The 21,808-nt window shown below is 64.8% G+C and carries 25 protein-coding genes and 1 tRNA gene; 8 read left to right on the forward strand and 18 right to left on the reverse strand.

What is annotated here, in order from left to right; translation table 11 throughout:
- The first annotated feature begins 53 nt into the window (after positions 1-53).
- A tRNA-Thr gene (locus N2603_RS41540) sits at positions 54-128 on the forward strand.
- 1,106 nt (positions 129-1,234) lie between these two features.
- On the opposite strand, the gene N2603_RS41545 is transcribed toward N2603_RS41540, so the two are convergent.
- From N2603_RS41545 to N2603_RS41570, 6 genes are all read right to left on the reverse strand, one after another.
- Entirely contained in the window at positions 1,235-1,567 is a 333-nt protein-coding gene (locus N2603_RS41545; protein ID WP_260386734.1) for a DUF952 domain-containing protein, read from the reverse strand.
- 594 nt (positions 1,568-2,161) lie between these two features.
- Positions 2,162-2,638 carry a Crp/Fnr family transcriptional regulator gene (locus N2603_RS41550; protein WP_018646397.1) on the reverse strand — a complete coding sequence of 159 codons (477 nt, stop codon included), beginning with the start codon at positions 2,636-2,638 and terminating at the stop codon, positions 2,162-2,164.
- Between the two features lie 165 nt (positions 2,639-2,803).
- On the reverse strand, positions 2,804-3,055 hold the full coding sequence (locus N2603_RS41555) for a hypothetical protein (RefSeq protein ID WP_260386735.1): 252 nt from the start codon (positions 3,053-3,055) through the stop codon (positions 2,804-2,806).
- Positions 3,042-3,680, reverse strand: coding sequence for a ferric reductase-like transmembrane domain-containing protein (locus N2603_RS41560; protein WP_260386736.1), 639 nt, complete (start codon positions 3,678-3,680; stop codon positions 3,042-3,044). Before N2603_RS41560 ends, N2603_RS41555 begins: the two co-directional genes overlap by 14 nt.
- 12 nt (positions 3,681-3,692) lie before the next feature.
- On the reverse strand, positions 3,693-4,196 hold the full coding sequence (locus tag N2603_RS41565; protein ID WP_018646394.1) for a peptidase associated/transthyretin-like domain-containing protein: 504 nt from the start codon (positions 4,194-4,196) through the stop codon (positions 3,693-3,695).
- 226 nt (positions 4,197-4,422) lie between these two features.
- Positions 4,423-4,596 carry a hypothetical protein gene (locus N2603_RS41570; protein WP_018646393.1) on the reverse strand — a complete coding sequence of 58 codons (174 nt, stop codon included), beginning with the start codon at positions 4,594-4,596 and terminating at the stop codon, positions 4,423-4,425.
- Positions 4,597-4,846: 250 nt separating this feature from the next.
- Here N2603_RS41570 and N2603_RS41575 point away from each other — a divergent pair, with 250 nt between their 5' ends.
- The gene (locus tag N2603_RS41575; protein ID WP_260386737.1) at positions 4,847-5,854 is read left to right on the forward strand and encodes an LLM class flavin-dependent oxidoreductase; all 1,008 of its coding nucleotides are present in this window, start codon (positions 4,847-4,849) and stop codon (positions 5,852-5,854) included.
- A 116-nt stretch (positions 5,855-5,970) separates the two neighbouring features.
- Complete coding sequence (locus N2603_RS41580) at positions 5,971-6,699, forward strand: helix-turn-helix transcriptional regulator (RefSeq protein WP_018646391.1); 729 nt, start codon at positions 5,971-5,973, stop codon at positions 6,697-6,699.
- Between the two features lie 5 nt (positions 6,700-6,704).
- On the opposite strand, the gene N2603_RS41585 is transcribed toward N2603_RS41580, so the two are convergent.
- From N2603_RS41585 to N2603_RS41615, 7 genes are read right to left on the reverse strand one after another with little or no spacing between them, the layout of a single operon-like run.
- On the reverse strand, positions 6,705-8,399 hold the full coding sequence (locus tag N2603_RS41585; RefSeq protein ID WP_260386738.1) for a tannase/feruloyl esterase family alpha/beta hydrolase: 1,695 nt from the start codon (positions 8,397-8,399) through the stop codon (positions 6,705-6,707).
- 25 nt (positions 8,400-8,424) lie between these two features.
- On the reverse strand, positions 8,425-9,300 hold the full coding sequence (locus tag N2603_RS41590) for an amidohydrolase family protein (protein ID WP_260386739.1): 876 nt from the start codon (positions 9,298-9,300) through the stop codon (positions 8,425-8,427).
- A gap of 12 nt (positions 9,301-9,312) precedes the next feature.
- Positions 9,313-9,708, reverse strand: a complete 396-nt coding sequence (locus N2603_RS41595; RefSeq protein WP_018646388.1) for a RidA family protein — start codon at positions 9,706-9,708, stop codon at positions 9,313-9,315.
- 25 nt (positions 9,709-9,733) lie between these two features.
- Positions 9,734-10,537: a 2-oxo-hept-4-ene-1,7-dioate hydratase gene (hpaH, locus tag N2603_RS41600; protein ID WP_260386740.1), complete on the reverse strand. Its 804-nt coding sequence runs from the start codon at positions 10,535-10,537 to the stop codon at positions 9,734-9,736.
- A 3-nt stretch (positions 10,538-10,540) separates the two neighbouring features.
- Positions 10,541-11,401, reverse strand: a complete 861-nt coding sequence (locus N2603_RS41605) for a fumarylacetoacetate hydrolase family protein (protein ID WP_260386741.1) — start codon at positions 11,399-11,401, stop codon at positions 10,541-10,543.
- Between the two features lie 54 nt (positions 11,402-11,455).
- Positions 11,456-12,073, reverse strand: coding sequence for a flavin reductase family protein (locus tag N2603_RS41610; RefSeq protein WP_260386742.1), 618 nt, complete (start codon positions 12,071-12,073; stop codon positions 11,456-11,458).
- Positions 12,074-12,076: 3 nt separating this feature from the next.
- Complete coding sequence (locus N2603_RS41615; RefSeq protein ID WP_260386743.1) at positions 12,077-13,042, reverse strand: Bug family tripartite tricarboxylate transporter substrate binding protein; 966 nt, start codon at positions 13,040-13,042, stop codon at positions 12,077-12,079.
- A gap of 132 nt (positions 13,043-13,174) precedes the next feature.
- Between N2603_RS41615 and N2603_RS41620 the strand changes: the two genes are divergently transcribed.
- The 4 genes from N2603_RS41620 (at position 13,175) to N2603_RS41635 (ending at position 16,908) form a co-directional block, all read left to right on the forward strand.
- Positions 13,175-13,966 (forward strand): IclR family transcriptional regulator, encoded by a 792-nt coding sequence (locus N2603_RS41620; protein ID WP_260386744.1) that lies wholly within the window; start codon positions 13,175-13,177, stop codon positions 13,964-13,966.
- Positions 13,967-14,253: 287 nt separating this feature from the next.
- On the forward strand, positions 14,254-15,549 hold the full coding sequence (locus N2603_RS41625; protein WP_260386745.1) for an O-acetylhomoserine aminocarboxypropyltransferase: 1,296 nt from the start codon (positions 14,254-14,256) through the stop codon (positions 15,547-15,549).
- Between the two features lie 4 nt (positions 15,550-15,553).
- On the forward strand, positions 15,554-16,336 hold the full coding sequence (locus N2603_RS41630; RefSeq protein ID WP_260386746.1) for an alpha/beta fold hydrolase: 783 nt from the start codon (positions 15,554-15,556) through the stop codon (positions 16,334-16,336).
- A gap of 68 nt (positions 16,337-16,404) precedes the next feature.
- On the forward strand, positions 16,405-16,908 hold the full coding sequence (locus N2603_RS41635) for a DUF6496 domain-containing protein (protein ID WP_260386747.1): 504 nt from the start codon (positions 16,405-16,407) through the stop codon (positions 16,906-16,908).
- A gap of 14 nt (positions 16,909-16,922) precedes the next feature.
- Here N2603_RS41635 and N2603_RS41640 read toward each other — a convergent pair whose 3' ends face one another.
- On the reverse strand, positions 16,923-17,876 hold the full coding sequence (locus N2603_RS41640; protein ID WP_260386748.1) for an aliphatic sulfonate ABC transporter substrate-binding protein: 954 nt from the start codon (positions 17,874-17,876) through the stop codon (positions 16,923-16,925).
- A gap of 21 nt (positions 17,877-17,897) precedes the next feature.
- Positions 17,898-18,119 (reverse strand): hypothetical protein, encoded by a 222-nt coding sequence (locus N2603_RS41645; protein WP_018646378.1) that lies wholly within the window; start codon positions 18,117-18,119, stop codon positions 17,898-17,900.
- 394 nt (positions 18,120-18,513) lie between these two features.
- Here N2603_RS41645 and N2603_RS41650 point away from each other — a divergent pair, with 394 nt between their 5' ends.
- A complete protein-coding gene (locus N2603_RS41650; RefSeq protein WP_260386749.1) occupies positions 18,514-19,245 on the forward strand; it encodes an SDR family NAD(P)-dependent oxidoreductase in 732 nt (243 codons plus the stop codon).
- Positions 19,246-19,414: 169 nt separating this feature from the next.
- Here N2603_RS41650 and N2603_RS41655 read toward each other — a convergent pair whose 3' ends face one another.
- The 3 genes from N2603_RS41655 to N2603_RS41665 are packed head-to-tail and all read right to left on the reverse strand — an operon-like array spanning position 19,415 to position 21,803.
- Positions 19,415-20,026 (reverse strand): pyridoxamine 5'-phosphate oxidase family protein, encoded by a 612-nt coding sequence (locus tag N2603_RS41655; protein WP_260386750.1) that lies wholly within the window; start codon positions 20,024-20,026, stop codon positions 19,415-19,417.
- 26 nt (positions 20,027-20,052) lie between these two features.
- Complete coding sequence (gene phnN / locus N2603_RS41660) at positions 20,053-20,649, reverse strand: phosphonate metabolism protein/1,5-bisphosphokinase (PRPP-forming) PhnN (protein WP_260386751.1); 597 nt, start codon at positions 20,647-20,649, stop codon at positions 20,053-20,055.
- Complete coding sequence (locus N2603_RS41665; RefSeq protein WP_260386752.1) at positions 20,646-21,803, reverse strand: alpha-D-ribose 1-methylphosphonate 5-triphosphate diphosphatase; 1,158 nt, start codon at positions 21,801-21,803, stop codon at positions 20,646-20,648. The genes phnN and N2603_RS41665 overlap by 4 nt, the downstream gene beginning before the upstream one ends.
- Positions 21,804-21,808: the final 5 nt, after the last annotated feature.

Genomic DNA, 21,808 nt, shown 5'->3' on the forward strand with positions numbered 1-21,808 from the left:
ATATCGGCCCGCTTGGTAGGCCCCTGTAGCGGCCGATTCTGATCCCAGCACATGCTGCCGTAGCTCAGTGGTAGAGCACTCCATTGGTAATGGAGAGGTCGACAGTTCAATCCTGTCTGGCAGCACCATTCTCTTCGTTCAATCAGACATGAATCAGCGTTCTCGCGGCATCTGACGCCCGAGTTTTGCTCTTCTCTTTCGCCCTCCTCTGTGAAGAGGGCGCAGGGAAGGCCGGGTGCCGGCTGGCACCCACGGTCCACTGTGCGAAGGCATACGCAGAAAACTTGCACAGCGGCATACAGGTGAAGCCCAACACACGGCCTTCCCTGCGCGATGGTTTGACGGCTTATGCCTGCTCTCCCCGGAGCCGAGTTCCTTCTGGCCTCCGTCACCTCGCGAATTGGCGATGTCTCCAGGCCCGGTTGAGCCTCAAAACATCTCCGCAAGGCTTGACCGTAGCAACGACGGTCAGGACCACATGGTTTTGCCGTACGCAACTGCGCCGTCCGTCCGCACGGAGCAAGACCTCACGAGGTTCATCTCGCCCTGGCCCCGCTTCCCGTGCCCGACGCAGCCGCGTCCACCGCACCCCGATCCACGTTCGTTACGACGTACGATCGCCCCTCTCCGGGGACCAGGATGGCGCGATATTGCCGCAAATCCGAATTTCGGTAAAGCGGAATATTTTTGCTGCGGGGTATTGACGGGTTTCGCGCGGGAAGCGGGTGTTTTGCCCGACGGGCAAATTGACCTGCATGGAGAACACAGGCCCGACGACAGCTCCCAAAGACCTGATTGCCGAGGCTCCGCTGCGCAGGTAAGGTTAATTCTTCCTTTCGATTGTCGGTAAAATTTTATCTATTATCGTCTTCTCATTCATGACGAACCAGGGGCTCCGATAGTGTTTGCGTTTTGCCTGATCGTGACTGGGACTGTGCTGCTTCTGACCGGCTTGGTTGCTTTCGGCTTTCACAGAAACTCGCTGCACTCGATGGCGCTGCTGTAGCCGAGCCAGGCTTCCCCTGGACGTCCGGATCTCTGGCCAAGTCCTGAGCATACGCGGCTGGATTACGAGCGATCACGCCCGCTTCAGCGGACTTGCAGGTCGTAGCTCGTAGGATGGGTAGAGCGAAGCGAAACCCATCAGCGTCGCTCGGTGACGAAACATGATGGGTTGCGCAAGTGCTCTACCCATCCTACGGGCTGAACCGTCGCGGGCATTGCCGCGGACGCGTCACATGGAGCGCCACGATAGCTCGAACGTTCCGTTCGCGCCTGGTTCAAAAGGCTCGACTGTGACAACGGCGCTTGGATTGAGAGGCCCATAGATGTGCGGGTAAAGCTTGCCGTTCCCTGCATCCTCGTACCGAATGGGCGACGTCACGCGATCGGGATCGATGACCAGCAAAACGAGACCGCGTTGCCCACGGAACAGATAATTGGCGACTTCAACGACTTGATCGGACGTTGAACAATGGATGAAGCCCTCGGTGTCGAACGACGGAGAGCGGTATTCGCTACTCTTCGCTACGTCCCATCGTGTGGGTGAGCAGATGTGAAAGATCATGAGCGTTGCATTCCCGCAATTCGACGCACCCCTGCACCACAACCTAGAATAAATTTAGCGCACCAGCGAAGCAAGAAGTTGCAGCGCATCGACACGCCCGAACCGTGGCCCCCCTTACCGACATTCGAGCTGCGTCGCTCAAGGCCTGCCCCATTGCGGACCATACGTTGGCGATCTTTTCGAGAAGATACAGTCGCACTGTCCGTTTGCCCTCCATAGTGATAATCTCATGTCTCGCGGTCTGTCCGGGAGGACATAATGGGATGGTTTGACGGGCTGTTTGGAAGGACGTCGGCGCCTACGACCCCACTCTTTGCGAGATTCAGGCGGAAGTCACGGGCCCCGACTGATCCTGATCTTCTGAGGATTGCCAAGGACCGAAAAGGGCATGTCTCGAAGAGAGCCGTGAGAGATGAATATAATCGGCTGCTCCTGGAGAAGTACGCGCACGACAAGTCGTGACTTCCAGCTCGCAGGACGGGCCGAGCAAAGCCCGTAGGATGGGTAGAGCGAAGCGAAACCCATCAGCATGTCGCTCGTGACGAAACGTGATGGGTTTCGCAAGTGCTCTACCCATCCTACGCGCTAGCACGGTCAATTGCCGTCGCCCACCTGATGTGCGGCGAAGCGATCGTCGGAGCGGCGCAGCCGTCGGCACAGCTCGCGATTGATGTTCTGCAGGACGATCACATAGGCGTGGATATCGGCCTTGTAGCAGGCGTAGAGCTTTCGGGCCGTCAGCTCGTACAGCACGGTCGGGCTCTCCGTGACCACCGTGGCCGAGCGATTTTGCATTTCGATCAGCGTCATCTCACCGAAGAAATCACCAGGCGCCAGACGGGAAATCGGGACGACGCTCCCTGAATTCGTGCGTTTGCTCACCGCCAGCCGTCCGGACTTGACGATGAACATCGAGCGTCCCGGCTCGCCCTCGGCCACGACGGTTGCTCCGGCATCGAAGCGGCACTCGACCAGCATCGAGATCAGGAGGTCGAGGCTCGGATCCGGAAGACCGCCGAAGAACGGCGTCGCCAGCAGGAACGCTTTCAGATCGGGGGCCGTGACAGTCATCGCGCGAGGATACGCCCCGTCGCTACTTGCGGCAAGCAAAGCAGATTGGCGCTGACAGCGCCCGGCATTGCTTGAAAGTCGCGTAGCCCGGATGGTGCGTGAGCGTAATCCGGGACCATCGGCCGCGAACGCAATCATCCCGGATTGCGCTTCGCTCCATCCGGGCTACGAACTATCCGGGCCGGTGCCCTGTGATCGCGTGTGCGCGCGCAAATCAAGGAATATCTCGCCGGCGGACCGGCTGCAGATTCCCATCATCTGCTCGTAGGCGGCACCGTCGTCGAAGTGAATTGTCTGCTCTGGCATGTCGAGATCCTCCCGGCCCGATGACGACCCTTCGCGCGCCATTCTGCGCACAAAGGAGGAAAGCGGGAAAGTCTCGGATGTGACCCGGTCGGCGCGGTCACTGCCGCGCAATGCTCTCTCCGCGCAGCGCCCTTCGCTTTCGCCACACCTGGAGGTCAATCATGACTTTCATGGTCGCCGCGAGGACGAGCGCACACAGCGCCGCCTTCGAGATCGTCTCCATCGTGCCCTCGATCAGCAGGCAATGAACGACGCTGCCTGCGACGATGACGATCGCGAGCGGCATATGGACGAAGCGCCAGGTTCGCGGCCGCAATCCCAGGCGCCGACGCAGCAGCGCCAGCAGCGCAACGATGAAGATCGCCCACATGGCGGTCACGCCAAAGGGGGAGAACGGCGTCGGCGATGTGTAGGACAGGGCATCGATCATATCTGGTGGGCTGGTGATCCAGAGGCCGGCGACATGGATCACGATCGCAAGGGCCAGCGCGCCGCCGATCCAGTGATGGACGCGCCGTCCGCGATAGGCCGACAATCCCGGCAGGTAGCCGCCGATCAGTAGCGGCTGAACCAGCACGAGGCCGAGGGCAACGATGCCGGCAAATCCGGCGAGGATGTAAATTGGACCGCGCCATGCGAGCTGCTCGCTTGCCGCAGCAAGCGCGATCGGCACGCCGACGGCCAAGGCAAGAGCGGCCCAGATCAGGATCACCCGCGCCAATTTCCACCGCGTCATTCGCTGGCCCGGTCAGGCCGGCTGCAGGACGAAGTGCGCCTCGAGGCTGGTCTCCTTCGCGCTCCGCATCACCGGGCGCAGGAAGACGGTCTTGAACTCACCGCTGTCATAGGCGAGGTGACCATGCGGCTGGCCGAAGATCGGAATGATCTGCGGCATCTCGAGCCGGAACTTGCCGTCCTTGTCGGTGAGCGTGGCGCCGTGACTCTGCGGCTCGTGCTCCTGACCTTCGACCGTATGCGCCCAGATCTGGATGCGCTGTCCGGCCAGCGGCGCGCCGTCGCCGGCGCGCCGGACGGTGCCGCTCATCCAGAAGCCGCCCTTGCCGATCCGGTCCACGATCGCCGCGCCCTTGCGGTAGTTGTTCGCCCCGCCCGACATCGACTCGGTCGGCACGAGGCCGTCCGCGCGGGCGGGCAGCAGGAGCCCGGGCACGCCTGCGGCCAGAATTCCGGTTGCAAGAACGGAGCCGCCGGCGGCGAGGAGGTTGCGGCGATTGAGTACGACAACGGTCATGTCAGTTCCTCCCGGCGGCCGTGCAATGGCTCCGCCAAGGGTACAACAACAGGTGCAAAACGCCCAGTTGGGACAAAGGACGCAACAGGTCGCAATAACAGTGTTGTGAACGGGCGTGCGGGCCGCTCAGACAGCTGAGTAGGATGGGTAGAGCGAAGCGAAACAGCTTTGCTCGATGACGAAACATGATGGGTTTCGCAAGTGCTCTACCCATCCTACGCGCTATTCAGCTGCGCTTGCCCTGTCGTTCAAGGCGGAGCCTTTGTGCTCTCATGCGTTTGATCTCTTCATTGAGAGCGTCGGTTTTTTCATCGAGGCGTGAATTCTCTGATTTCGGCTCGTCGCGCTGACGTATCTTTTCGAGCGCTTTCTCAACCGAGAGCTTGGTCGGATCGGCCATGATACCTCTCCAGAAGGACATCGAAGCAACCAATGTTGGAAAGCCTGGGTTCGAATGTTGACGTAAGTCAAGCCCACGCTGAAAGCCCGCTGGGTCAAAAACGTTGTCTGGGCGGTTCGCCGGTCACCCGCGACAATTTCGAATGGCACAATTGCGCCCGTGTTGAACCGACACCGCAACGCTAACATTCGGGCCGGACGGTATTACATATGGAGGCCCGGCGCCTTGCGCCCCTCACCGGTATCCTCGCATGATCCCCTTCTCCGTGCTCGACCTCGCTCCCATCCGTCAGGGCGGCGATGCGTCGCAGGCGTTTCGCAACTCGCTTGATCTCGCCCAACACGCGGAGAAATGGGGCTTCAAGCGGTTCTGGCTGGCCGAGCATCACAACATGACGGGCATCGCGAGTGCGGCGACGTCGGTGGTGATCGGGCACGTCGCGGGCGGGACGAAGACGATCCGCGTCGGATCCGGCGGGATCATGCTGCCGAACCATTCGCCGCTGGTCATCGCCGAGCAGTTCGGCACGCTGGAGTCGCTCTATCCCGGACGGATCGATCTCGGGCTCGGGCGGGCGCCGGGCACGGACCAGTTCACCGCGCGGGCGCTGCGACGCGACCTCGCCACCACGTCCGAGAACTTTCCGCATGACGTGCTGGAATTGCAGGCGCTGCTCGGCGATGTGCAGCCGAACCAGGCGATCCGCGCCGTGCCCGGCATGGGGACCAAGGTGCCGCTCTGGATCCTGGGCTCGAGCACCTTTGGCGCGCAGCTTGCGGCCATGCTCGGCCTGCCCTTCGCGTTCGCCTCGCATTTCGCGCCGCAGATGATGATGCCGGCGCTGCGCGAATATCGCGCGCGCTTCGAGCCCTCAGTGCAGCTCGACAAGCCCTATGCGATGGTCGGCGTCAACGTGTTCGCCGCGGACACCGATGCGGAAGCGCAGCGGATGTTCTCCTCGCTGCAGCAACAGTTCATCAACTTACGCCGCGGCACGCCCGGTCCGCTGCCGCCACCGGTGGACGACATGGACGCGCTGTGGTCGCCGGCCGAGAAGGCCGGCGTCGGCCAGTCGCTGTCCTGCTCCGCGGTCGGCTCGCCCAGCGTCGTCGAAGAGAAGCTGAAGGCACTGATCCTTGAGACCGGCGCGGACGAATTGATGACGACGGGGCAGATCTACGACCACGCCGCGCGGCTGCGCTCGTTCGAGATCGCAGCCGAGGTGCGCGACCGCCTGGCGGCGTCGCCCAATCGCTGAACCAGGCTCCGGCTGGAACATGCGTGAGATTGCAGGCCCCGCAATGCTGTCCTAAACTCGGGACATAGAAGGGTAGTGTAGCGCCGATCCCTCAAGGCCCGATCGGAGGATCGACGATGGATGTGATCCGCAGCCGCGCATTCGAGTTCATCGAGACCGTCGAAAGGCTGTCCGACACCGCGAGTGTCCTGGACGCAATGGGACGCATGCTCGGCCAGTACGGCCCCGACCAGTTCTGCTGCGCCTATGTCGCCCCGCTCTCGACCGAAGTCCCGCGCGAGGCCGTTCTCGCCCATCGGCTGCCGCCCGGCTTTCTGGATATGTATTCCACCGAGCAGTTCGTCTGGGACGATCCGGCGCTGCGCTACTGCAAGACGACGCTGCGCCCGTTCCGATGGTTCAGGGAAGCGCCGTTCGATCCGACCCGGGAGCCGCGCGCGGTCGAACTGGTCCGCCGCGCCCGCGACTTCGGGCTGCGCGACGGCGTGATGGTCCCTATCGCTTCACCCGCCAACCGCATCGGTCAGGTGTTCTTCGGCGGCCGCGAAATCGATCTGCCGGAGCGTGATTTGCCGGCTCTGCATCTCATGGCGCTTTATGCCTTCGACCGCGCGCTGGCACTGCGCGGCCGGCCCGAGGCACGAACACTCGCGCTGTCAATGCGTGAGTGCGAGGTGCTGACGCTGGCCGCGATCGGGCGATCCACCGAGGAGATTGCCGACGCCTTGACGATCTCGGCGCGCACCGTGAAGGCGCACGTCAAGAGCTGCTGCAAGAAGCTCGGCGCGACCACCCGCACGCAGGCCGTGATGATCGCCATGCGCGACCGGATCATCTCGCCCTGATCGCGCTACGGGGCGGTGCAGACGAAGCTCTCGGCCGTCTCGATGCTGCCGCTGCCGAGATAGCGAGCCTGGCGAGAATAGGGGCACAACGGCCGGCTGCGCCCCGGCCAGGGCGTCGTCGCGCCGGCGCGCGCCTCGATGCGCTCCGGCGCGCGGCCCTGCTCGACCCAGGCCACTAGTGGTGTCAACACGTCGAAGCTATCGGTGGCAGGGCCTCCCGAGCAATGGTTCATGCCGGGCACGAGGAAGAGGCGGGCGAATTTGGCCGTCTCCTTCTCTCCGCCTGCGGCATTCGCGAGCCGCTTGTACCAGTCCAGCGTATCCAGCGCCGAGAACGTGGGATCGCTGACGCCGTGATAGAGCAGCAGCTTGCCGCGCCGCTGACGGAACGCGGAGAGATCGACTGAATTTGCGGAGATCGTCTGCACGGAGGATTCCGGCATCGCAGCGCTCGTGCCGAAAATCCCGGCATGGGCGGCCGTGACATCCACAGTGCGGTAGAAGTCGTAAACGGCCTCCGCTTCACTCGCCAGCGGCGAATGGGGTGGGGTCATGTAGAGATATGCCAGGGTCGCGCCAAAGGACACGTTGAAGGCGTTGACGCGGCTGTCGGGCGCGGTGCCCAGAATCCAGCGCCGCCATCCCTCCGTGGCAATTCCGGAGTCGTATGGATAGGGCGCGTAGATCCGGCGGCCTTGTGCCGTGGTCGGCCCCTCGAAATAGTTTTCGAGCGCTGCGACCTGGGCGCCGGAGAGACAGCTCGCGGTCTTCTCGGCGGGACATTGCAGCGTGCGCGGCGAAAAGCGACAGGCGGGCACATTATCGATGATGCCGTCGGCAAGTCCGTCGGCTTCATCGCAGGACTGAACGACCGCCTTGGAGAGCAATTCCATATCCGCCCTCGACAGCGCCTCCGCCAGAATGGGGCGGCCATCCGGAGCTTTCGGCGCAATCGCCGCGAAGCCTTGCGTCGAGGCGGCTCCTGCAAGTCCCTTCTCCGGCATTCGAAAAGCCGGGGCACCGGCGGCGACCCCATCGAAGTGCTCCGGGAAGCGCTGCGTGAGCACCATTCCGTGCCGCCCGCCGTTGGAGCAGCCCAGGAAATAAGAGTATGTCGGCAAGCGGCCGTAATAGGCCTGGATGAATTGCCTGGCCCGCCGCGTCACGACATCGTCGGCGCGATAGCCGAAATCGATCCGCGCCTGCGGGTCGAGGCCGAAGCTGGCGCCGCCGAGTGGGCCCGGCGCATTACTGTGCCCGGCATCGGTCGTGACCGTCGCGTATCCCTGGTTGAGCGCACTCGGCTGTCCGCCGCCGGGCAGCGCATCTCCGTTGCCGAGAACGCCGTCAGTGCCTCCCTGCCCCTGGAACACGAAGCGGCCGTTCCACGCCTCCGGCAATCTGAGATGCAGGCCGATGGCGAATTTCTGGCCGTCGACGCCGGTGCGCTCGTCCAGATAGGCGATCACTTCGCAATGCGCGGGCAGTCCACCGGCCGACGGACGCGGCTGAGCTTCGCTGATGCGCATCGCCGGACCAGTCTCCGACTGGAGCCGATCACATGCCGTCACGGGCGAGAAGCTGTCGCTGTCGCTGCCGGCGGCCGCGGTCCCGGCGGAGACAATGGCTCCGATGAGGGCAAGCGCCGCACACAGCCAAAACTGGCGGTGCAGCCTTCGTCGTGCCGAGACCCTCAACATGCGCCTCCGATCGTGAACGCCCCGACTAGTCCGGAAAGCCGAACAGCTTGGCCGGATTGTGCACCAGGATCTTTTCCAGCTCGGCCTGGTCGGGCGCGTAGCGGTACATCAGCTCGAGCAGATCGGCATCGTTCGGCGGCTGCTTGACGGAGACCGGGTGCGGCCAGTCGCTGGCCCAGACGCAGCGGTCGGGGGCGGCCTCGATATAGGCGCGCGCGATCGGGATGACGTCGTCATAGGGTGCGCCGGCCTTCGAGGTCTTCTCGCCGAGCGACAGCATGACCCAGAAATTGCCCTTGGCCAGCAGCTCCAGCATCTTGCGGAGATTCGGATCGTTCCTGCCGGCCTCGGGGTCGGGGCGCGCCATGTGGTCGATCAGCACGGGGACGTCGAGGTTCTCGTACTTGGCGACGCTCGACATGATGCCGTCCTTCTCCGGCTGGATCTTGACGTACCAGCCGAGCTCGCGGATGCGCGCGATGGCGCGGGCGAAGTCGGCATCCGAGAGCACGGCGCCAAGCTCCTGACGGAAGCTGAAACGCGCGCCGCGCACGCCGGCATCATGCAGCTTGGAAAGATAGGAGTCGCTCGCCTCGGCGAACACCAGCGCATTGGCGCAGCCGCGATAGTTCGGGCCCATCGCGGCGAGGCCGTCGAGCACGACGGCATGGTCGGCGCCGTAGGTCGTGGTCTGCACGATGATGCCGCGCTCGATGCCGAGCGTCTTGTGCATGCGCAGCGCCGCTTCCCAGGTCGCGGTCGGCATTCGATAGGCGGCGCCGGGGCGCTCCGGATATTTGTCGATCGGCCCCAGCACGTGGAACTGGCTGTCGATGGTCTTTGGCGGCGGCGCCTTCACCGGGCGGCGCGGATTGGGATCGAACGGCAGATAGGTCGGCATGCGCAAAACTCCTCAGTCGATCACGGCGGTGAAGTCGCACTGCACCAGCGCCCCGCCATCCATATTGTCCATCGGCAGCGCGTGGCGCGCCGGGCGCGAATGCTCGTCCGGAAACATCTTCAGCCACTCGACATTGACCGGGCCGCGCTGCGAGCGGTCCTTCAGCCACACCGTCATCTTGATGATGTCGTCGGTGGTGCCGCCGGCGGCTTCCACCGTTGCCTTCATATGCGCGAACATGTTGGCGCATTGGGCGTCGAGGCTCTCGGGCATCGCATTGGTCGCGGGGTCGCGGCCGAGGATGACGCCCGACATCACGAGATTGCCGATGCGGCAGGCGTTCGGAATCGGATTGACGTGCTTGAAGCCGCCGATATGGATGCTCTTGCGCCGCGTGTGACCCGTCATGGTGCGTTCCCTGCTTATTGTTGCTTCAGACGAATTGGCACGACACCGAGCCGAAGGCGCCGTAGTCGGCGTGGAATGTGTCGCCGCGGCGGATGTCGACCGGACGCGTGAACGATCCCGCCAGCACCACCTCGCCGGCGGCGAGATATTCGTCATGCGGCGCGAGGCGGTTGGCGAGCCAGGCAATGCCGTTGGCGGGATGGTTGAGCACGCCGGCGGCAAGGCCGGTCTCCTCGACCTCGCCGTTGCGGAACAAGAGCGCGCCGATCCATCGCAGATCGGCATCCATCGGGCGGATCGGCCGGCCGCCAAGCACCAGCGCAGCGTTGGCCGCATTGTCCGAGATCGTATCCATCACCTTGCGCGTCTTGCCGGTCTCGGGATCGACGCGATGCATGCGCGTTTCCAGGATTTCCAGCGCGGGCGTGACGTAGTCGGTGGCGTTGAGCACGTCGAAGATGGTGCAATCGGGCCCGCGCAGCGGTGCCTTCAGCACGAAGGCGAGCTCGACCTCGATCCGCGGCGCGTGGAAGCGGTCGAACGGGATCGGCGTGGCATCGGCATAGAACATGTCGGCGAACAGCACGCCGTAATCGGGTTCGTTGATGCCGACCGCGTTCTGCATCGCCTTCGAGGTCAGCCCGATCTTGTGACCCCTGATGACGCGGCCGCGGCCGAGCTGAAGCTTTGTCCAGGTGCGCTGGACCGCGTAGGCATCCTCGATGCTGAAGTCCGGATACTCTTTCGAGAACATCGGGATCCGCGTCTTGGTGCGCTCGGCTTCATCGAGGCGTGCGGCAAGGCGTTCGATCGTAGCGGCGTCCAGCATAACTTATTGCTCCGCCGCGACGGTGTTGCGCAGCACGCCGATGCGGCTCGACTCGACCTCGACGACGTCGCCGATTTTCAGCCAGCGCGGCGGATCGAAGCGCGCGCCGGCGCCCGTCGGCGTGCCCGTGACGATCATGTCGCCGGGCTTCAGCGTCGCGAAGGTCGAGAGATAGGAGATGATGAAATCGAACGGGAACATCAGCCGCTCGGTGGTGTCCTGCTGCCGCACCTCGCCGTTGACGCGCGTCATGATGTCATGCGGTCCGCGCGGATCGAGCTCGTCCGCCGTGACGATCCACGGGCCGATGCTGCCGGAGCGATCGAAATTCTTGCCTTGCGTGACGTTGAACTTGCCGTGGCGCAGCCAGTCGCGGATCGTGCCCTCGTTGCACAGAGTCATGCCGAAGATGTGCGACCAAGCCTTCTCGCGCGGGATGTGTCGGCCGCCCTGCCCGATCACGATGACGAGCTCGCCTTCATAGTCGAGCTGCTCCGAAACCTTCGGCTTCTCCAGCGGCTGGCCGGAGCCGGTCATCGAGGACATGCTGCGCACGAACAGGCTGGGATATTTGGGCAGGTCCGAATTGTCCTTATATTCCGCATTGCGCTCGGCATAGTTGACGCCGATGCACCAGAGCTTTTCCGGCGCCAGCACCGGCGGCAGCAGGACGAGCTTGTCCAGCGCATGATCCGGCTTCTGTCCGGCGATAGCCTCCTGCGCATCGGCCAGCGCGTTGGCCGCGATCAGCGCCTTCACGTCCGAATAGTCGCGGCCGATCCGTTTGGTCAGATCGACCACGCCGCCGTCAACCGCCGCGCCATAGCGCGGCTCGCCGTCCAGGAGATAGCTCAGGAGTCGCATTGTGATTTCCTCCGATGATCTTGAGGCGGCCTGGCCCGCGACGGGCCCGCGCGCTCAGTCTTTCGATTTGGGAGTCTGGAAGACGGTGTTCAGCGTCACGATCTCGCCGAGGCGGGCGTAGCGCGGCCCGCCGATGCGCGCGATCGGGTCGAGCGCTTTGGTTTCGACCTTGCCGTCGTTCACGAGACCGTCGCGCAAATGGAACATCACGACCTCGCCGACGATGAGCCGGCTCTTGGCGTCGCCGAATTCGAGGCACTGGCGGAAGCGGCACTCCATCGCGACGGGTGCAGCGCTAAGCCGCGGCACCTTGATGCGCTCGCAGGGCAGCGTCTCCAGCCCGAGATGCTCGATCTCGCTGATCTCAGGCGGATGCTCGACCGAGCTGTCGTGCACCGCATTCATCAGGGGTGTATCGGCGATGTGGATCACATATTCCTCGGTGTCGAGGATGTTGTGCGCGGTGTCCTTGTAGTCGGCGCCCTTGCGGCCGACGCTGATGGCGAGCATCGGCGGCTTCTGCGAGACGAAGGTGAAGGCGCTGAACGGGGCGAGGTTGAGCACACCCTTGCTCGACAGGCTCGTGACCCAGGCGATCGGACGCGGCACCACGATGCCGGTCATCAGGCGGTAGATGCGCTCGGCGCCGAGCTCGGTGGGGTCAATCCGCATCGATCATTCAGCCCTGATGTTGGCCTTGCGCACGACCGGGATCCACTTGGCGTCCTCGCGCTCGAGATAAGCCCTGAACTCCGCGGGCGTCATCGCCGTTGCTTCACCGCCGAGTTTTTCGAACTTGTCGACGACGCCGGGGTCTTTCAGGATCGCGATCAGCGTCTCGTGCAGCTTGTCCACGACCGGCGCCGGCGTGCCTGCCGGCGCGAACAGGCCGGTGAAGGTCTGGCCATCGAAGTCCTTGTAGCCAAGCTCGACGAAGGTCGGCACGTCAGGCAACGACTTCAGGCGATGCGGGCTGGTGACGGCCAGTGCGCGGAACAGGCCGGCCTTGATGTGCTGGAGGCTGACCGTGAGCTGATCGAATGCGAACTGCACCTGGCCCCCGAGCAGATCGTTGACCGCTGGCGCATTGCCGCGATAGTGCGCGGTCACCCATTGCAGGTCGAGGTTCGACTGCATCAGCTCGCTGAGCAGATGGTTGGTGGTGCCCGGGCCGGGCGAGGCCATGGTCAGTTTGCCGGGCTCGCGCTTGGCGAGGTCGATGAATTCCTTGAAGTTGCTGGCCTGCACCGGCGGATGCACCTCGAGCACCAGCGGCGTCATCGAGATGGTCGAGATGGGAAGGAAATCCTTCTTCCAGTTATAGGCTTCGCGCTTGTTGATCTCGGTCGCGAACAGCACCGGGCCGTTGGCGCCGACGAACAGCGTGTACCCGTCGGGCGCCGACTTCGCGAATGCCTCGCCCGCGATCATGCCGCCGGCGCCGGCCTTGTTCTCGATGATGAAGGGCTGGCCGAGCTTTTCCTGGAGCTTGTCGGCGATGATGCGCGCCGCGCTGTCGACATTGCCGCCGGCCGGGTAAGGCACGATCAGCTTGACGTTGCGCGTCGGCCATTGCTCGCCCGACGCGGGACCTGCCAGCATCGCGGCTGCAGCAGCGATGGCAATCCAGATTAATCTCATGTTAACCTCCCAGCAGCGCTTCCAATTCCAGTATCGAGTGCCGATGACGTCGCGCACGGCATCCCGATCGCGGCGCAATCTCCAGATGCGCACTTTACCTGTCGAGTGAATTGTGGCGTTCTTGTCCATATTATGGACAGAACCAGATTGACCCGCAACGCCATGGAACCGCGGCAGGGCGCGCAGGCGATCCGGCGCGCGCTCGCGGTGCTGCGTATTCTTGCCGCAGGCCGTGAGGACGGTGTGCCATTGGCCGAGGTGGTGCGGACCACCGGCCTCACCCGTCCGACCGTGCATCGCATCGTCCATGTGCTGATCGAGGAAGGCATCGTGGAACGGCACGCGCGCACCGGCCGCTATGCCATCGGCAACCAGGTGCCGGAGCTCGCGCTGGCGCGTCCCCGGCCATCGCGGCTGCTGATCGCTGCCAATCCCTCGCTGCAACGTGCATCCGCCGCGATCGGCGACACGCTGTTCCTGACCGTGCGCACCGGCAACGACACGCTGTGCGTCGACCGCAGGATCGGCGTCTATCCGATCCAGGTGCTGTCGATCGAGGTCGGCGCGCGCCGGCCGCTCGGCGTCTCCAGCGCAGGCGTCGCCATCCTGGCCGCGATGCCGGCGCAGGAGGCGCGAAAGATCGTCGCGGCCAATGAGAAGCGGTTCGAGGCCTACCGGACCGATGTCGCGACGGTGCTCGGCGAAGTCACCGCCGCGCGACGGCTGGGATACGGCATGAGGGAGATCGGCCTCGTGCAGGGCACGAAATCGATCTCGACGTGGATCAAGACCCCGGACGGGCAGCCCGCCGCGGCAATGACCGTCTCCGCCGTTCGCACGAGGCTCGGACCTCGGCGCGAGCAGGAGGTCGCGGAGATTTTGTTGCGGGAGGCGCGCGCGATCGAGCAAGCCATCGGCGGCTAGCTTCGCCTCTCTCCGCGCGCGGGGAGAGGCCGGAATTCGAGCGAAGCTTGAATTCCGGGTGAGGGGAGCCTCTGCGAGTCCAACTGCCACCGTGATCGCGGAGAGAGCCCCTCACCCCAACCCTCTCCCCGTAAGAACGGGGCGAGGGAGCACACCGGCGATGCAGAGAGAGCTCGCCTCAATCATGTCACGGCTGCGCGCCGCACAAGACGCTGTCAATGGGCTGACGTGCCGTTTCATTTTATGGCACAACGGCCGCCATCGCCGACCGACCAACGAGGCCACGCATGCCCGCGCCAAAGCCGCCTGCCTTCGAGACCCTGAGCCTGCATGCGGGCCAGCATCCGGATCCCACGACCGGTGCCCGCGCGGTGCCGATTTACCAGACCACGTCCTACGTGTTCCAGGATTCCGACCACGCCGCCGCGCTGTTCAACCTGGAGCGCGCCGGCCACATCTATACGCGCATCTCCAATCCGACCACCGGCGTGCTGGAGGAGCGGCTCGCGGCGCTGGAAGGCGGCGTTGGCGCGATCTGCACGGCGAGCGGCCAGGCGGCGATGCATCTGGCCATCGCCACGCTGCTGAGCGCCGGCGACCACATCGTGGCGTCGAGCTCACTCTATGGCGGCACCATCAATCTGCTAGCCCATACGCTGCCGCGCTTCGGCATCACCACGACCTTCGTGAAGCCGCGCGATCTCGATGCGTTTCGCGCCGCGATCAAGCGGAACACGAAGCTCGTGATCGGCGAGACCATCGGCAACCCTGGCCTCGAGGTGCTCGACATTCCCAAGGTCGCGGCGATCGCGCATGAGGCAAAGATTCCTCTGCTGATCGACAACACCTTTGCCACGCCCTATCTGAGCCGCCCGATCGAGCTTGGGGCGGACATCGTGATGCATTCGGCGACCAAATGGATCGGTGGCCACGGCATCGCGATCGGCGGCGCCCTCATCGACGGCGGCAGCTTCGACTGGCGCGCATCGGGCAAGTTCGGCGTGCTGACCGAGCCCTATGGCGGTTATCACGGCATCGTCTTCGACGAGCAGTTCGGCACCGCGGCCTTCATCATGCGCGCGCGCACCGAGGGCCTGCGCGATTTCGGCGCCTGCCTGTCGCCGACCAACGCATTCCAGCTCTTGCAGGGCGTCGAGACGCTGGGCGTGCGCATGGACCGCCACATGCAGAACACGCAACTGGTGCTGGAGGCGCTGAAATCCAACAAGGCCGTGGACTGGGTGCTGCATCCCTCGCTCGAGGACCACACCGACTACCAGCTCGCCAAGACGCTGCTGCCGCGCGGCGCCGGCTCGATCGTCTCCTTCGGCATCAAGGGTGGCCGGCCCGCGGGCCGCAAGTTCATCGGATCCCTGCGCATGATCAGCCATCTCGCCAATGTCGGCGATGCCAAGACGCTGGTGATCCACCCCGCCTCGACCACGCATCAGCAGATGGACGCCGAGCAGCTCAAGGCTGCCGGCATCGGCGAAGAGCTGGTGCGGCTCTCGGTCGGCATCGAGACCGCCTCCGACATCATCGACGACCTCAACCAAGCGCTGCGCATCTCGCAAAAGGCCTGACACCATGAAGCTTTCCGTCAACGGCACCGATGTGTTTGTCGCAACCGGGGGCCGCGACTTCGACAAGTCCCTGCCCGCGGTCGTCTTCATCCATGGTGCCGGCTTCGATCATTCGACCTGGGCACTGCATACGCGCTGGTTCGCCCATCACGGTTTTTCCGTTCTCGCGCCCGACCTGCCCGGCCACGGCCGCTCGGCGGGCCCTTCGCTCGGCAGCATCGCAGAGATGGCCGACTGGACGGCGGCGCTGCTCGATGCGGCGGGAGCTGCGAAGGCGCATCTGATCGGCCACTCCATGGGGTCGCTGATCTCGCTGGAGACCGCCGCGCGGCACCCCGACAAGGTCTCTGCGCTCAGCCTGATCGGCACCGCCGCAACCATGACGGTCGGCCCGGATCTGTTGAAAGCCGCCGAGGCCAATTCGCAGGATGCCAACGACATGGTCGCGATCTGGGGCCTCGGCTTCAACGCGGAACTCGGCGGCAGCCTCGCGCCGGGTCTGTGGATGCATGGCGGCGCGCAGGCCGTGCTGAAGGCTTGCGAGCCGGGCGTGCTGTTCAGGGATTTGTCGGCCTGCAATGCCTACGCGAATGCGCTTCCCGCTGCGGCAAGCGTGAAAGTGCCGACGACGCTCATTCTCGGCGAACGGGACATGATGACGCCGGCCAAGGCCGGCAAGGCGCTTGCGGCCGCGATCCCGCATGCGAAGACCGTCGTGGTGCCCGGCGCCGGCCACATGATCATGGCCGAACGCCCGGATGAGCTGCTGGCGGCGCTGAGGAACTAAGCGGATCGATCTCCCGCCTTGCGCGTTGCGGTCAGACATCCCTCTGAATCAAGAAGGGGAACTCGACCATGCCAAGACAGGAAGTCATTCGTAAAGCCAGGCAGGACAAGCGCGCCGGCAAGTCGGCCAGCACGCAGGCCGGCGAATTCGTCAAGGACGAGATCGACAGGATCAGGAAGGGCAAGCACGGCGCGCGCTCGACCAAGCAGGCCATCGCCATCGGCCTTTCCGAGGCGCGCCGCGCCGGTGTCGATCTGCCGCCACCGCGCAAGGGACGCACCAGGAAGGCGACGCGCCGCAGCGCCAAATACGCCTATGAGGTCGGCCAGGGCAAGCGCACGCCGAAGCGTCGGCCGAAAGTGTCGCGCGCCGTCGAGAACGTCCTGAAGAAGGAGCCGCGGTCGACCGCATCGCGCGGCGCGCTGTCGAAGCAGGCCAAGCGGGCTGCAAGCCGGCGAACCGCAGCGTCACGCTCAGCCGCCGCGCGGAAAGCGAGCCACACCAAGGGATCGAAGGTCCGCTCCGCCGCCGCAAAGAAGGCGGCACGCACCAGGGCGCGCCGCCGGAGCTGATCAGTCGCGCCGGTTCACGAGCCCGGCGTCCATTTCCAGACGATGTCGGAGATGTTGACCGGCTTCGGGATCAGGCCGAGCTTTGCGAAACGGTCGGCGACGGCCTGCTGGCTGGCGGCAATTTCGGCATCCAGCGGCACGACGCGGAAGTTGGAGCGATCCACGAAACGCCTGACGGCCTCGATGTCAACGCCGGTCGCGTCCGCCTGCGCTTTGGCGACGTCCTCGTGGTGTTCGTTGGCCCAGACGCCTTCGGACGCGAAGGTCGTGTTGAGCTTCGCGACCAGCGCCGGATACTTCTCCACGAAATCCGTGTTGGCGATGTAGAACGCATTCGGCTTGTGCACGTCCTTGTCGAAAGCGATGACGCGCGCGTGCTCCTTCAATTCGGCGAGCGCGAGATACGGATCCCAGATCGACCAGGCATCGACCGAACCCTTGACGAAGGCGGCGGTCGCATCGGCCGGCGCGAGCGGCGCCGGCGTGATGTCGGACCAGGAGAGGCCGGCTTTTTCGAGCGCCGCGACCAGGAGATTATGCGCGCTCGATCCCTTGCCGAAGGCGACGCGCTTGCCCTTGAGATCGGCCAACGTCTTGATGGTCGAGTCCTTCGGCACGATGATCGCCTGGGTGTTGCCGTCCGATTTCACCGCGGCGACGTAGCGGATCTTGGCGCCGCCGGCCTGCGCGAAGATCGGTGGAGAGTCGCCGACATAGCCGAAATCGACGCTGCCGACATTGATGGCTTCCAGCAGCGGCGGACCGAACTGGAAATCGACCCACTTGATCTCGATGCCCAGAGGCTTGAACGCGTTTTCCAGTGTCTGGCGCTGGCGCACTGCCGGGAAGAAACCGCCCTTCTGCGTGCCGATGCGGATTTCCGCCGGCTTGTCCTCGGCGCGCGCGGGTGCAGCCAGACTGGTCGCGAGCAGGAGCGTCGTTGCAAGGATGTGTCGTCGGGTGATCATGACTCGGTCCTTTTGGTGGGATCAGTTGGCGAAGAGTTGCGAGCTCGCGCGACGGCTACGCTCGGAGAACACGGCACGGGCGGCGCGCTCGGCCTCGCGGGCCGAACGGAACTGGCGGCCTTCGAGGCTGTCGAACAGGCGCTCGGAGGAAAAGAACCGGAAGCCGCGATCATCTCTCGTGATGATGCCGGCGGCGCGGTCGTGGATCTCGATAATGTAGGCGTTCGACTGGGTCTGGGACATGACTGCTCATTCGCCGAAATTCGGCGTTCCTGTCTTGGGATTTGCGGTGTGAGGTGTTGCTAGGAGGCGGTCAGCAACAACAAAAGGCGCCTGTTGCCGCCGAGAAACAGCGCCGCGTCATGCATGCCTGCATGTCGTTCTGATTGCGCTGGTGGTCGATTCTCATATCGCGGTTTCAAGCTCGCGGAGCAGTCTCTACTGCTCCGAATATCGAGCGGTTGGCGCGATTGGTCAATGAAATGGCTATCCATATTTGGGACCGGCGCGCTCGGGCGCTTCTCTCGCCGCAAGCGCTGACAGACGGATTCATCTCGCGATGAGTTCAACGCGCGCGGGCGTCAAGCATGATACGCTTCGAGCAACCGGACGGCCGATGATTTGGGAGGTTTTAGGCATGGCGGATGCTCTGAAGGGGCGCACAGCGATCGTGACCGGCGGCTCGCGCGGAATTGGCGCCGCCGTCTGTCGTGCGCTGGCCGAAGCAGGTGCAGCGGTCGCGATCAACTGCCGCGAGAGAATCGGCCAGGCCGAACAGCTCGCAGGCGAGATCGGCAAGCAGGGCGGCCGCGCCATCGTCGTCGCCGCCGACGTCTCGCAAGCCGAAGCCGTGGCCGAAATGGTCGAGCGCGTCACGGCCGGGCTGGGGCCGGTCGATATTCTCGTCAACAACGCCGGCATCGCGATCACGCGCGGCGTCGACGATCTCACCGAGGATGATTTCGACCGCACCATCCTGGTCAATTTAAAATCGGTGTTCCTGTGCACGCAGGCGGTGCTGCCGTCGATGCGATCAAGGACATGGGGCCGCATCATCAACATCTCCTCGGGCGCGGCGCGCGGTGCCGGCTCGATCGGCCCGCACTACAATGCATCCAAGGCCGGCATGGAGGGCCTCACGCGAGGCTATGCGGCGCGGCTGGTGAAGGAAGGCATCACCGTCAATGCGGTGGCGCCGTCGCTGATCGAGACCGACATGATGAGCGGCCAGCCCCAGCTCGCCAGCCGCATCCCGCTCGGCCGCTTCGGCACGGCGGATGAGGTGGCGAAAGCGGTGATGCTGCTGGTCGACAATGCCTACATGACCGGGCAGACCATCGCGCTGAGCGGGGGGATGGCGTTTAATTAGGGGCGGCGGCTTCCTTCACCTCTCCCCGCTTGCGGGGAGAGGTCGGATCGCTCTTGCGATCTGGGTGAGGGGGTACAGGTCCCACGACGATCTCACGTGTCGAGAGAGGCCCCTCACCCCGCCCTCTCCCCGCAAGAGCGGGGCGAGGGAGACGAGAGGGCGCGGACCCTCACCACATCGTCGCGGCGGCACGCTCAGGCCAGATCCGATCGTACTCCGCGCCGCCGACCTTGTTCTGGCTCATCTCGGCGAGGATCTGGCCCGGGGTCGGCAGTGTCTTGGGATCGACGCGCTTGTCGGGGTTCCAGAGATCGGAGCGAACGATGGCGCGGGCGCACTGGAAGTAGATTTCATCCACGTTCATCACCATGACGCTGCGCGGCGCCTTGCCCTCGACCTTGAACGAGGCCAGCAGCTCCGGATCAACAGAGAGATGCGCCCGGCCGTTGGCGCGCACCGCGTTGCCGGAGCCGGGGATCAGGAACATCAGCGACACCCGGGGATCGCGCACGATGTTGCGCAGGGAATCGACCCGGTTGTTGCCGCGGCGGTCCGGCAGCATCAGCGTCCTGGGGTCGTGAATGCGGACGAAGCCGGGGAGATCACCGCGCGGCGAGCAATCGATGCCCTCGGGCCCGATGGTGGCGAGCGCGGCGAACGGCGCCTTCTCGATGAAGATGCGGTAGAGCGGGGTGACGTGGTCGGCGACTTTCACGGTCGAGGCGTCATTGGTGACGCCGTAGATGGCTTCAAGCTGTTCGACCGTTTCGATCACCGTCATCTTCCACGCTCTCCTTGTTGCGCCAGCTATTCGTGCCAGCCTTCATTCCTGATCACGCGCACCAGCTGGCGGCTGTGATACTCCGCGCTGCCGGCGTTGAGGATGGTGACATCGGCCTGCGCCGACGCATCGTCGACGCTGCGCGACAGCCGCTCCGCGATGTTGCCGTCGCTGTGCCGGGCGCGCGCGGCGAGCCGCTGTGCCAGCACATCCGGCGGCGCCGTGATCGCGACCACCACGACATTGGCATAGGCCCGGCGCAGCGCGGCAATCACGGTGCGTGAGACATTCGCGACGACCGCGCGGCCCGCACGGATGTCGTCGTTGATCTCGAGCGGCAGCGCATAGGAATGCCCATGCGCCTCCCAGTGCACGGCGAAGTCGCCGTGCTCGCGCGCGCGGCGGAAGTCGTCCTGGCCCATCGCGATATTGTCCTCGTCGGCGGAGGAGGCGCGCGTGACGACACGGCGCGGGAAGACGATGTCGGGATCGTCGCTGCAGGCCGCTTGCGCCAGCCGCAGCAAGGTATCCTTGCCGGCGCCGCTGGGGCCGACCACGAGCACGAGCCGGCCGGGGCCGGTCGCACCCGCTTCATCCTGCGTCGTGGTCGCGATCTCGCTCATGCGACGCGGTATCCTTCGCGCCAGACGCTGCGGACCACGGGAACGTGGCCTGCGACATGCACGCGGATCAAATCGGCGCGCTTGCCGGTCGCGACCTCGCCGCGGTCGGTGAGGCCGACCGCCTCGGCGGGCGCCTTCGTCACGGTGCGAACCGCCGCCGGAAGGCTGATCGCGGGCACATGCTCCGGCAATTGCAGCGCGGCCATCAGCAGGCTCGACGGGATGTAATCCGACGACAGGATGTCGAGCAGGCCTTCGCGCGCGAGATCGACGGCGGCGATGTTGCCGGAATGCGAGCCGCCACGCACGACGTTGGGCGCGCCCATCAGGATGTCGATGCCGGCCTGGTGCAGGCCGCGCGCAGCCTCCAGCGTGGTCGGGAATTCCGCCACCGACACGCGATCGCGCACGGCGTCCGCGACGTTCTCCTCGGTGGTGTCGTCGTGGCTGGCCAGAGGGATCCTGTACTCATGGGCCAGCGCCACGATCTCGCGCATGTTGGCCGCGGCATAAAGCCTCTGATATTCGAAGCGCTTTGCGAACAGCTCGTCGAGCTCGGCATCGGTCTTGCCGCCGCCCTTGCCGCGATAATAGTCGCGCAGCTTGACCTCGTCGCGGAACTGGCGCTGGCCGGGCGTATGGTCCATCAGCGACATCAGCTTGACGTCGGGACGGTCGATCAGCTCCTTGGCTTCCTCCACCACGCTCGGCATCGGGATTTCGCAGCGCAGGTGCAGGAAGTGGTCGGCGCGCAGCAGGCTGGCCTCGCGCGCGGTGGTGATGGCGGCGGCGAGCACGCCGGCGCGGCCATCGACCTCCTCGGCGCCGTCCTCGCGCCAGACCCGAAGCGAGTCGAACACGGTGGTGATGCCCGAGGTCGCGAGCTGGCCGTCATAGGAGATCACGGCGGCGACCGGATTCCAGAACACCTTTGGCCGCGGCACGTAATGTGCCTCGAGATGGTCGGTGTGGAGCTCGATCAGGCCGGGCATGATCAAATCGCCGCCGGCATCCTCGGCGCCCGCGGGTGCAGTCCCATCGCCGATCTCTGCGATGCGTCCACCGGCAAGCGCGAGCCAGCCCTGTTCGATCACCCGGTCGGCCAGGACGATCCTGGCGTTGGCAATCAATGTGTCCTTCGGCTTCATTTCCATGTCCT

It is taken from the genome of Bradyrhizobium huanghuaihaiense, assembly GCF_025200885.1.
Lineage (GTDB): Bacteria > Pseudomonadota > Alphaproteobacteria > Rhizobiales > Xanthobacteraceae > Bradyrhizobium > Bradyrhizobium huanghuaihaiense.

What these genes read in the sequence shown, in the direction of transcription:
- N2603_RS41545 (WP_260386734.1), bottom strand. Translation starts at nt 1,567, where the DNA reads ATGATCTTTCACATCTGCTCACCCACACGATGGGACGTAGCGAAGAGT.
- N2603_RS41550 (WP_018646397.1), bottom strand. Translation starts at nt 2,638, where the DNA reads ATGACTGTCACGGCCCCCGATCTGAAAGCGTTCCTGCTGGCGACGCCG.
- N2603_RS41560 (WP_260386736.1), bottom strand. Translation starts at nt 3,680, where the DNA reads ATGACGCGGTGGAAATTGGCGCGGGTGATCCTGATCTGGGCCGCTCTT.
- N2603_RS41565 (WP_018646394.1), bottom strand. Translation starts at nt 4,196, where the DNA reads ATGACCGTTGTCGTACTCAATCGCCGCAACCTCCTCGCCGCCGGCGGC.
- N2603_RS41570 (WP_018646393.1), bottom strand. Translation starts at nt 4,596, where the DNA reads ATGGCCGATCCGACCAAGCTCTCGGTTGAGAAAGCGCTCGAAAAGATA.
- N2603_RS41575 (WP_260386737.1), top strand. Translation starts at nt 4,847, where the DNA reads ATGATCCCCTTCTCCGTGCTCGACCTCGCTCCCATCCGTCAGGGCGGC.
- N2603_RS41580 (WP_018646391.1), top strand. Translation starts at nt 5,971, where the DNA reads ATGGATGTGATCCGCAGCCGCGCATTCGAGTTCATCGAGACCGTCGAA.
- N2603_RS41585 (WP_260386738.1), bottom strand. Translation starts at nt 8,399, where the DNA reads ATGTTGAGGGTCTCGGCACGACGAAGGCTGCACCGCCAGTTTTGGCTG.
- N2603_RS41590 (WP_260386739.1), bottom strand. Translation starts at nt 9,300, where the DNA reads ATGCCGACCTATCTGCCGTTCGATCCCAATCCGCGCCGCCCGGTGAAG.
- N2603_RS41595 (WP_018646388.1), bottom strand. Translation starts at nt 9,708, where the DNA reads ATGACGGGTCACACGCGGCGCAAGAGCATCCATATCGGCGGCTTCAAG.
- hpaH (WP_260386740.1), bottom strand. Translation starts at nt 10,537, where the DNA reads ATGCTGGACGCCGCTACGATCGAACGCCTTGCCGCACGCCTCGATGAA.
- N2603_RS41605 (WP_260386741.1), bottom strand. Translation starts at nt 11,401, where the DNA reads ATGCGACTCCTGAGCTATCTCCTGGACGGCGAGCCGCGCTATGGCGCG.
- N2603_RS41610 (WP_260386742.1), bottom strand. Translation starts at nt 12,073, where the DNA reads ATGCGGATTGACCCCACCGAGCTCGGCGCCGAGCGCATCTACCGCCTG.
- N2603_RS41615 (WP_260386743.1), bottom strand. Translation starts at nt 13,042, where the DNA reads ATGAGATTAATCTGGATTGCCATCGCTGCTGCAGCCGCGATGCTGGCA.
- N2603_RS41620 (WP_260386744.1), top strand. Translation starts at nt 13,175, where the DNA reads ATGGACAGAACCAGATTGACCCGCAACGCCATGGAACCGCGGCAGGGC.
- N2603_RS41625 (WP_260386745.1), top strand. Translation starts at nt 14,254, where the DNA reads ATGCCCGCGCCAAAGCCGCCTGCCTTCGAGACCCTGAGCCTGCATGCG.
- N2603_RS41630 (WP_260386746.1), top strand. Translation starts at nt 15,554, where the DNA reads ATGAAGCTTTCCGTCAACGGCACCGATGTGTTTGTCGCAACCGGGGGC.
- N2603_RS41635 (WP_260386747.1), top strand. Translation starts at nt 16,405, where the DNA reads ATGCCAAGACAGGAAGTCATTCGTAAAGCCAGGCAGGACAAGCGCGCC.
- N2603_RS41640 (WP_260386748.1), bottom strand. Translation starts at nt 17,876, where the DNA reads ATGATCACCCGACGACACATCCTTGCAACGACGCTCCTGCTCGCGACC.
- N2603_RS41645 (WP_018646378.1), bottom strand. Translation starts at nt 18,119, where the DNA reads ATGTCCCAGACCCAGTCGAACGCCTACATTATCGAGATCCACGACCGC.
- N2603_RS41650 (WP_260386749.1), top strand. Translation starts at nt 18,514, where the DNA reads ATGGCGGATGCTCTGAAGGGGCGCACAGCGATCGTGACCGGCGGCTCG.
- N2603_RS41655 (WP_260386750.1), bottom strand. Translation starts at nt 20,026, where the DNA reads ATGACGGTGATCGAAACGGTCGAACAGCTTGAAGCCATCTACGGCGTC.
- phnN (WP_260386751.1), bottom strand. Translation starts at nt 20,649, where the DNA reads ATGAGCGAGATCGCGACCACGACGCAGGATGAAGCGGGTGCGACCGGC.
- N2603_RS41665 (WP_260386752.1), bottom strand. Translation starts at nt 21,803, where the DNA reads ATGGAAATGAAGCCGAAGGACACATTGATTGCCAACGCCAGGATCGTC.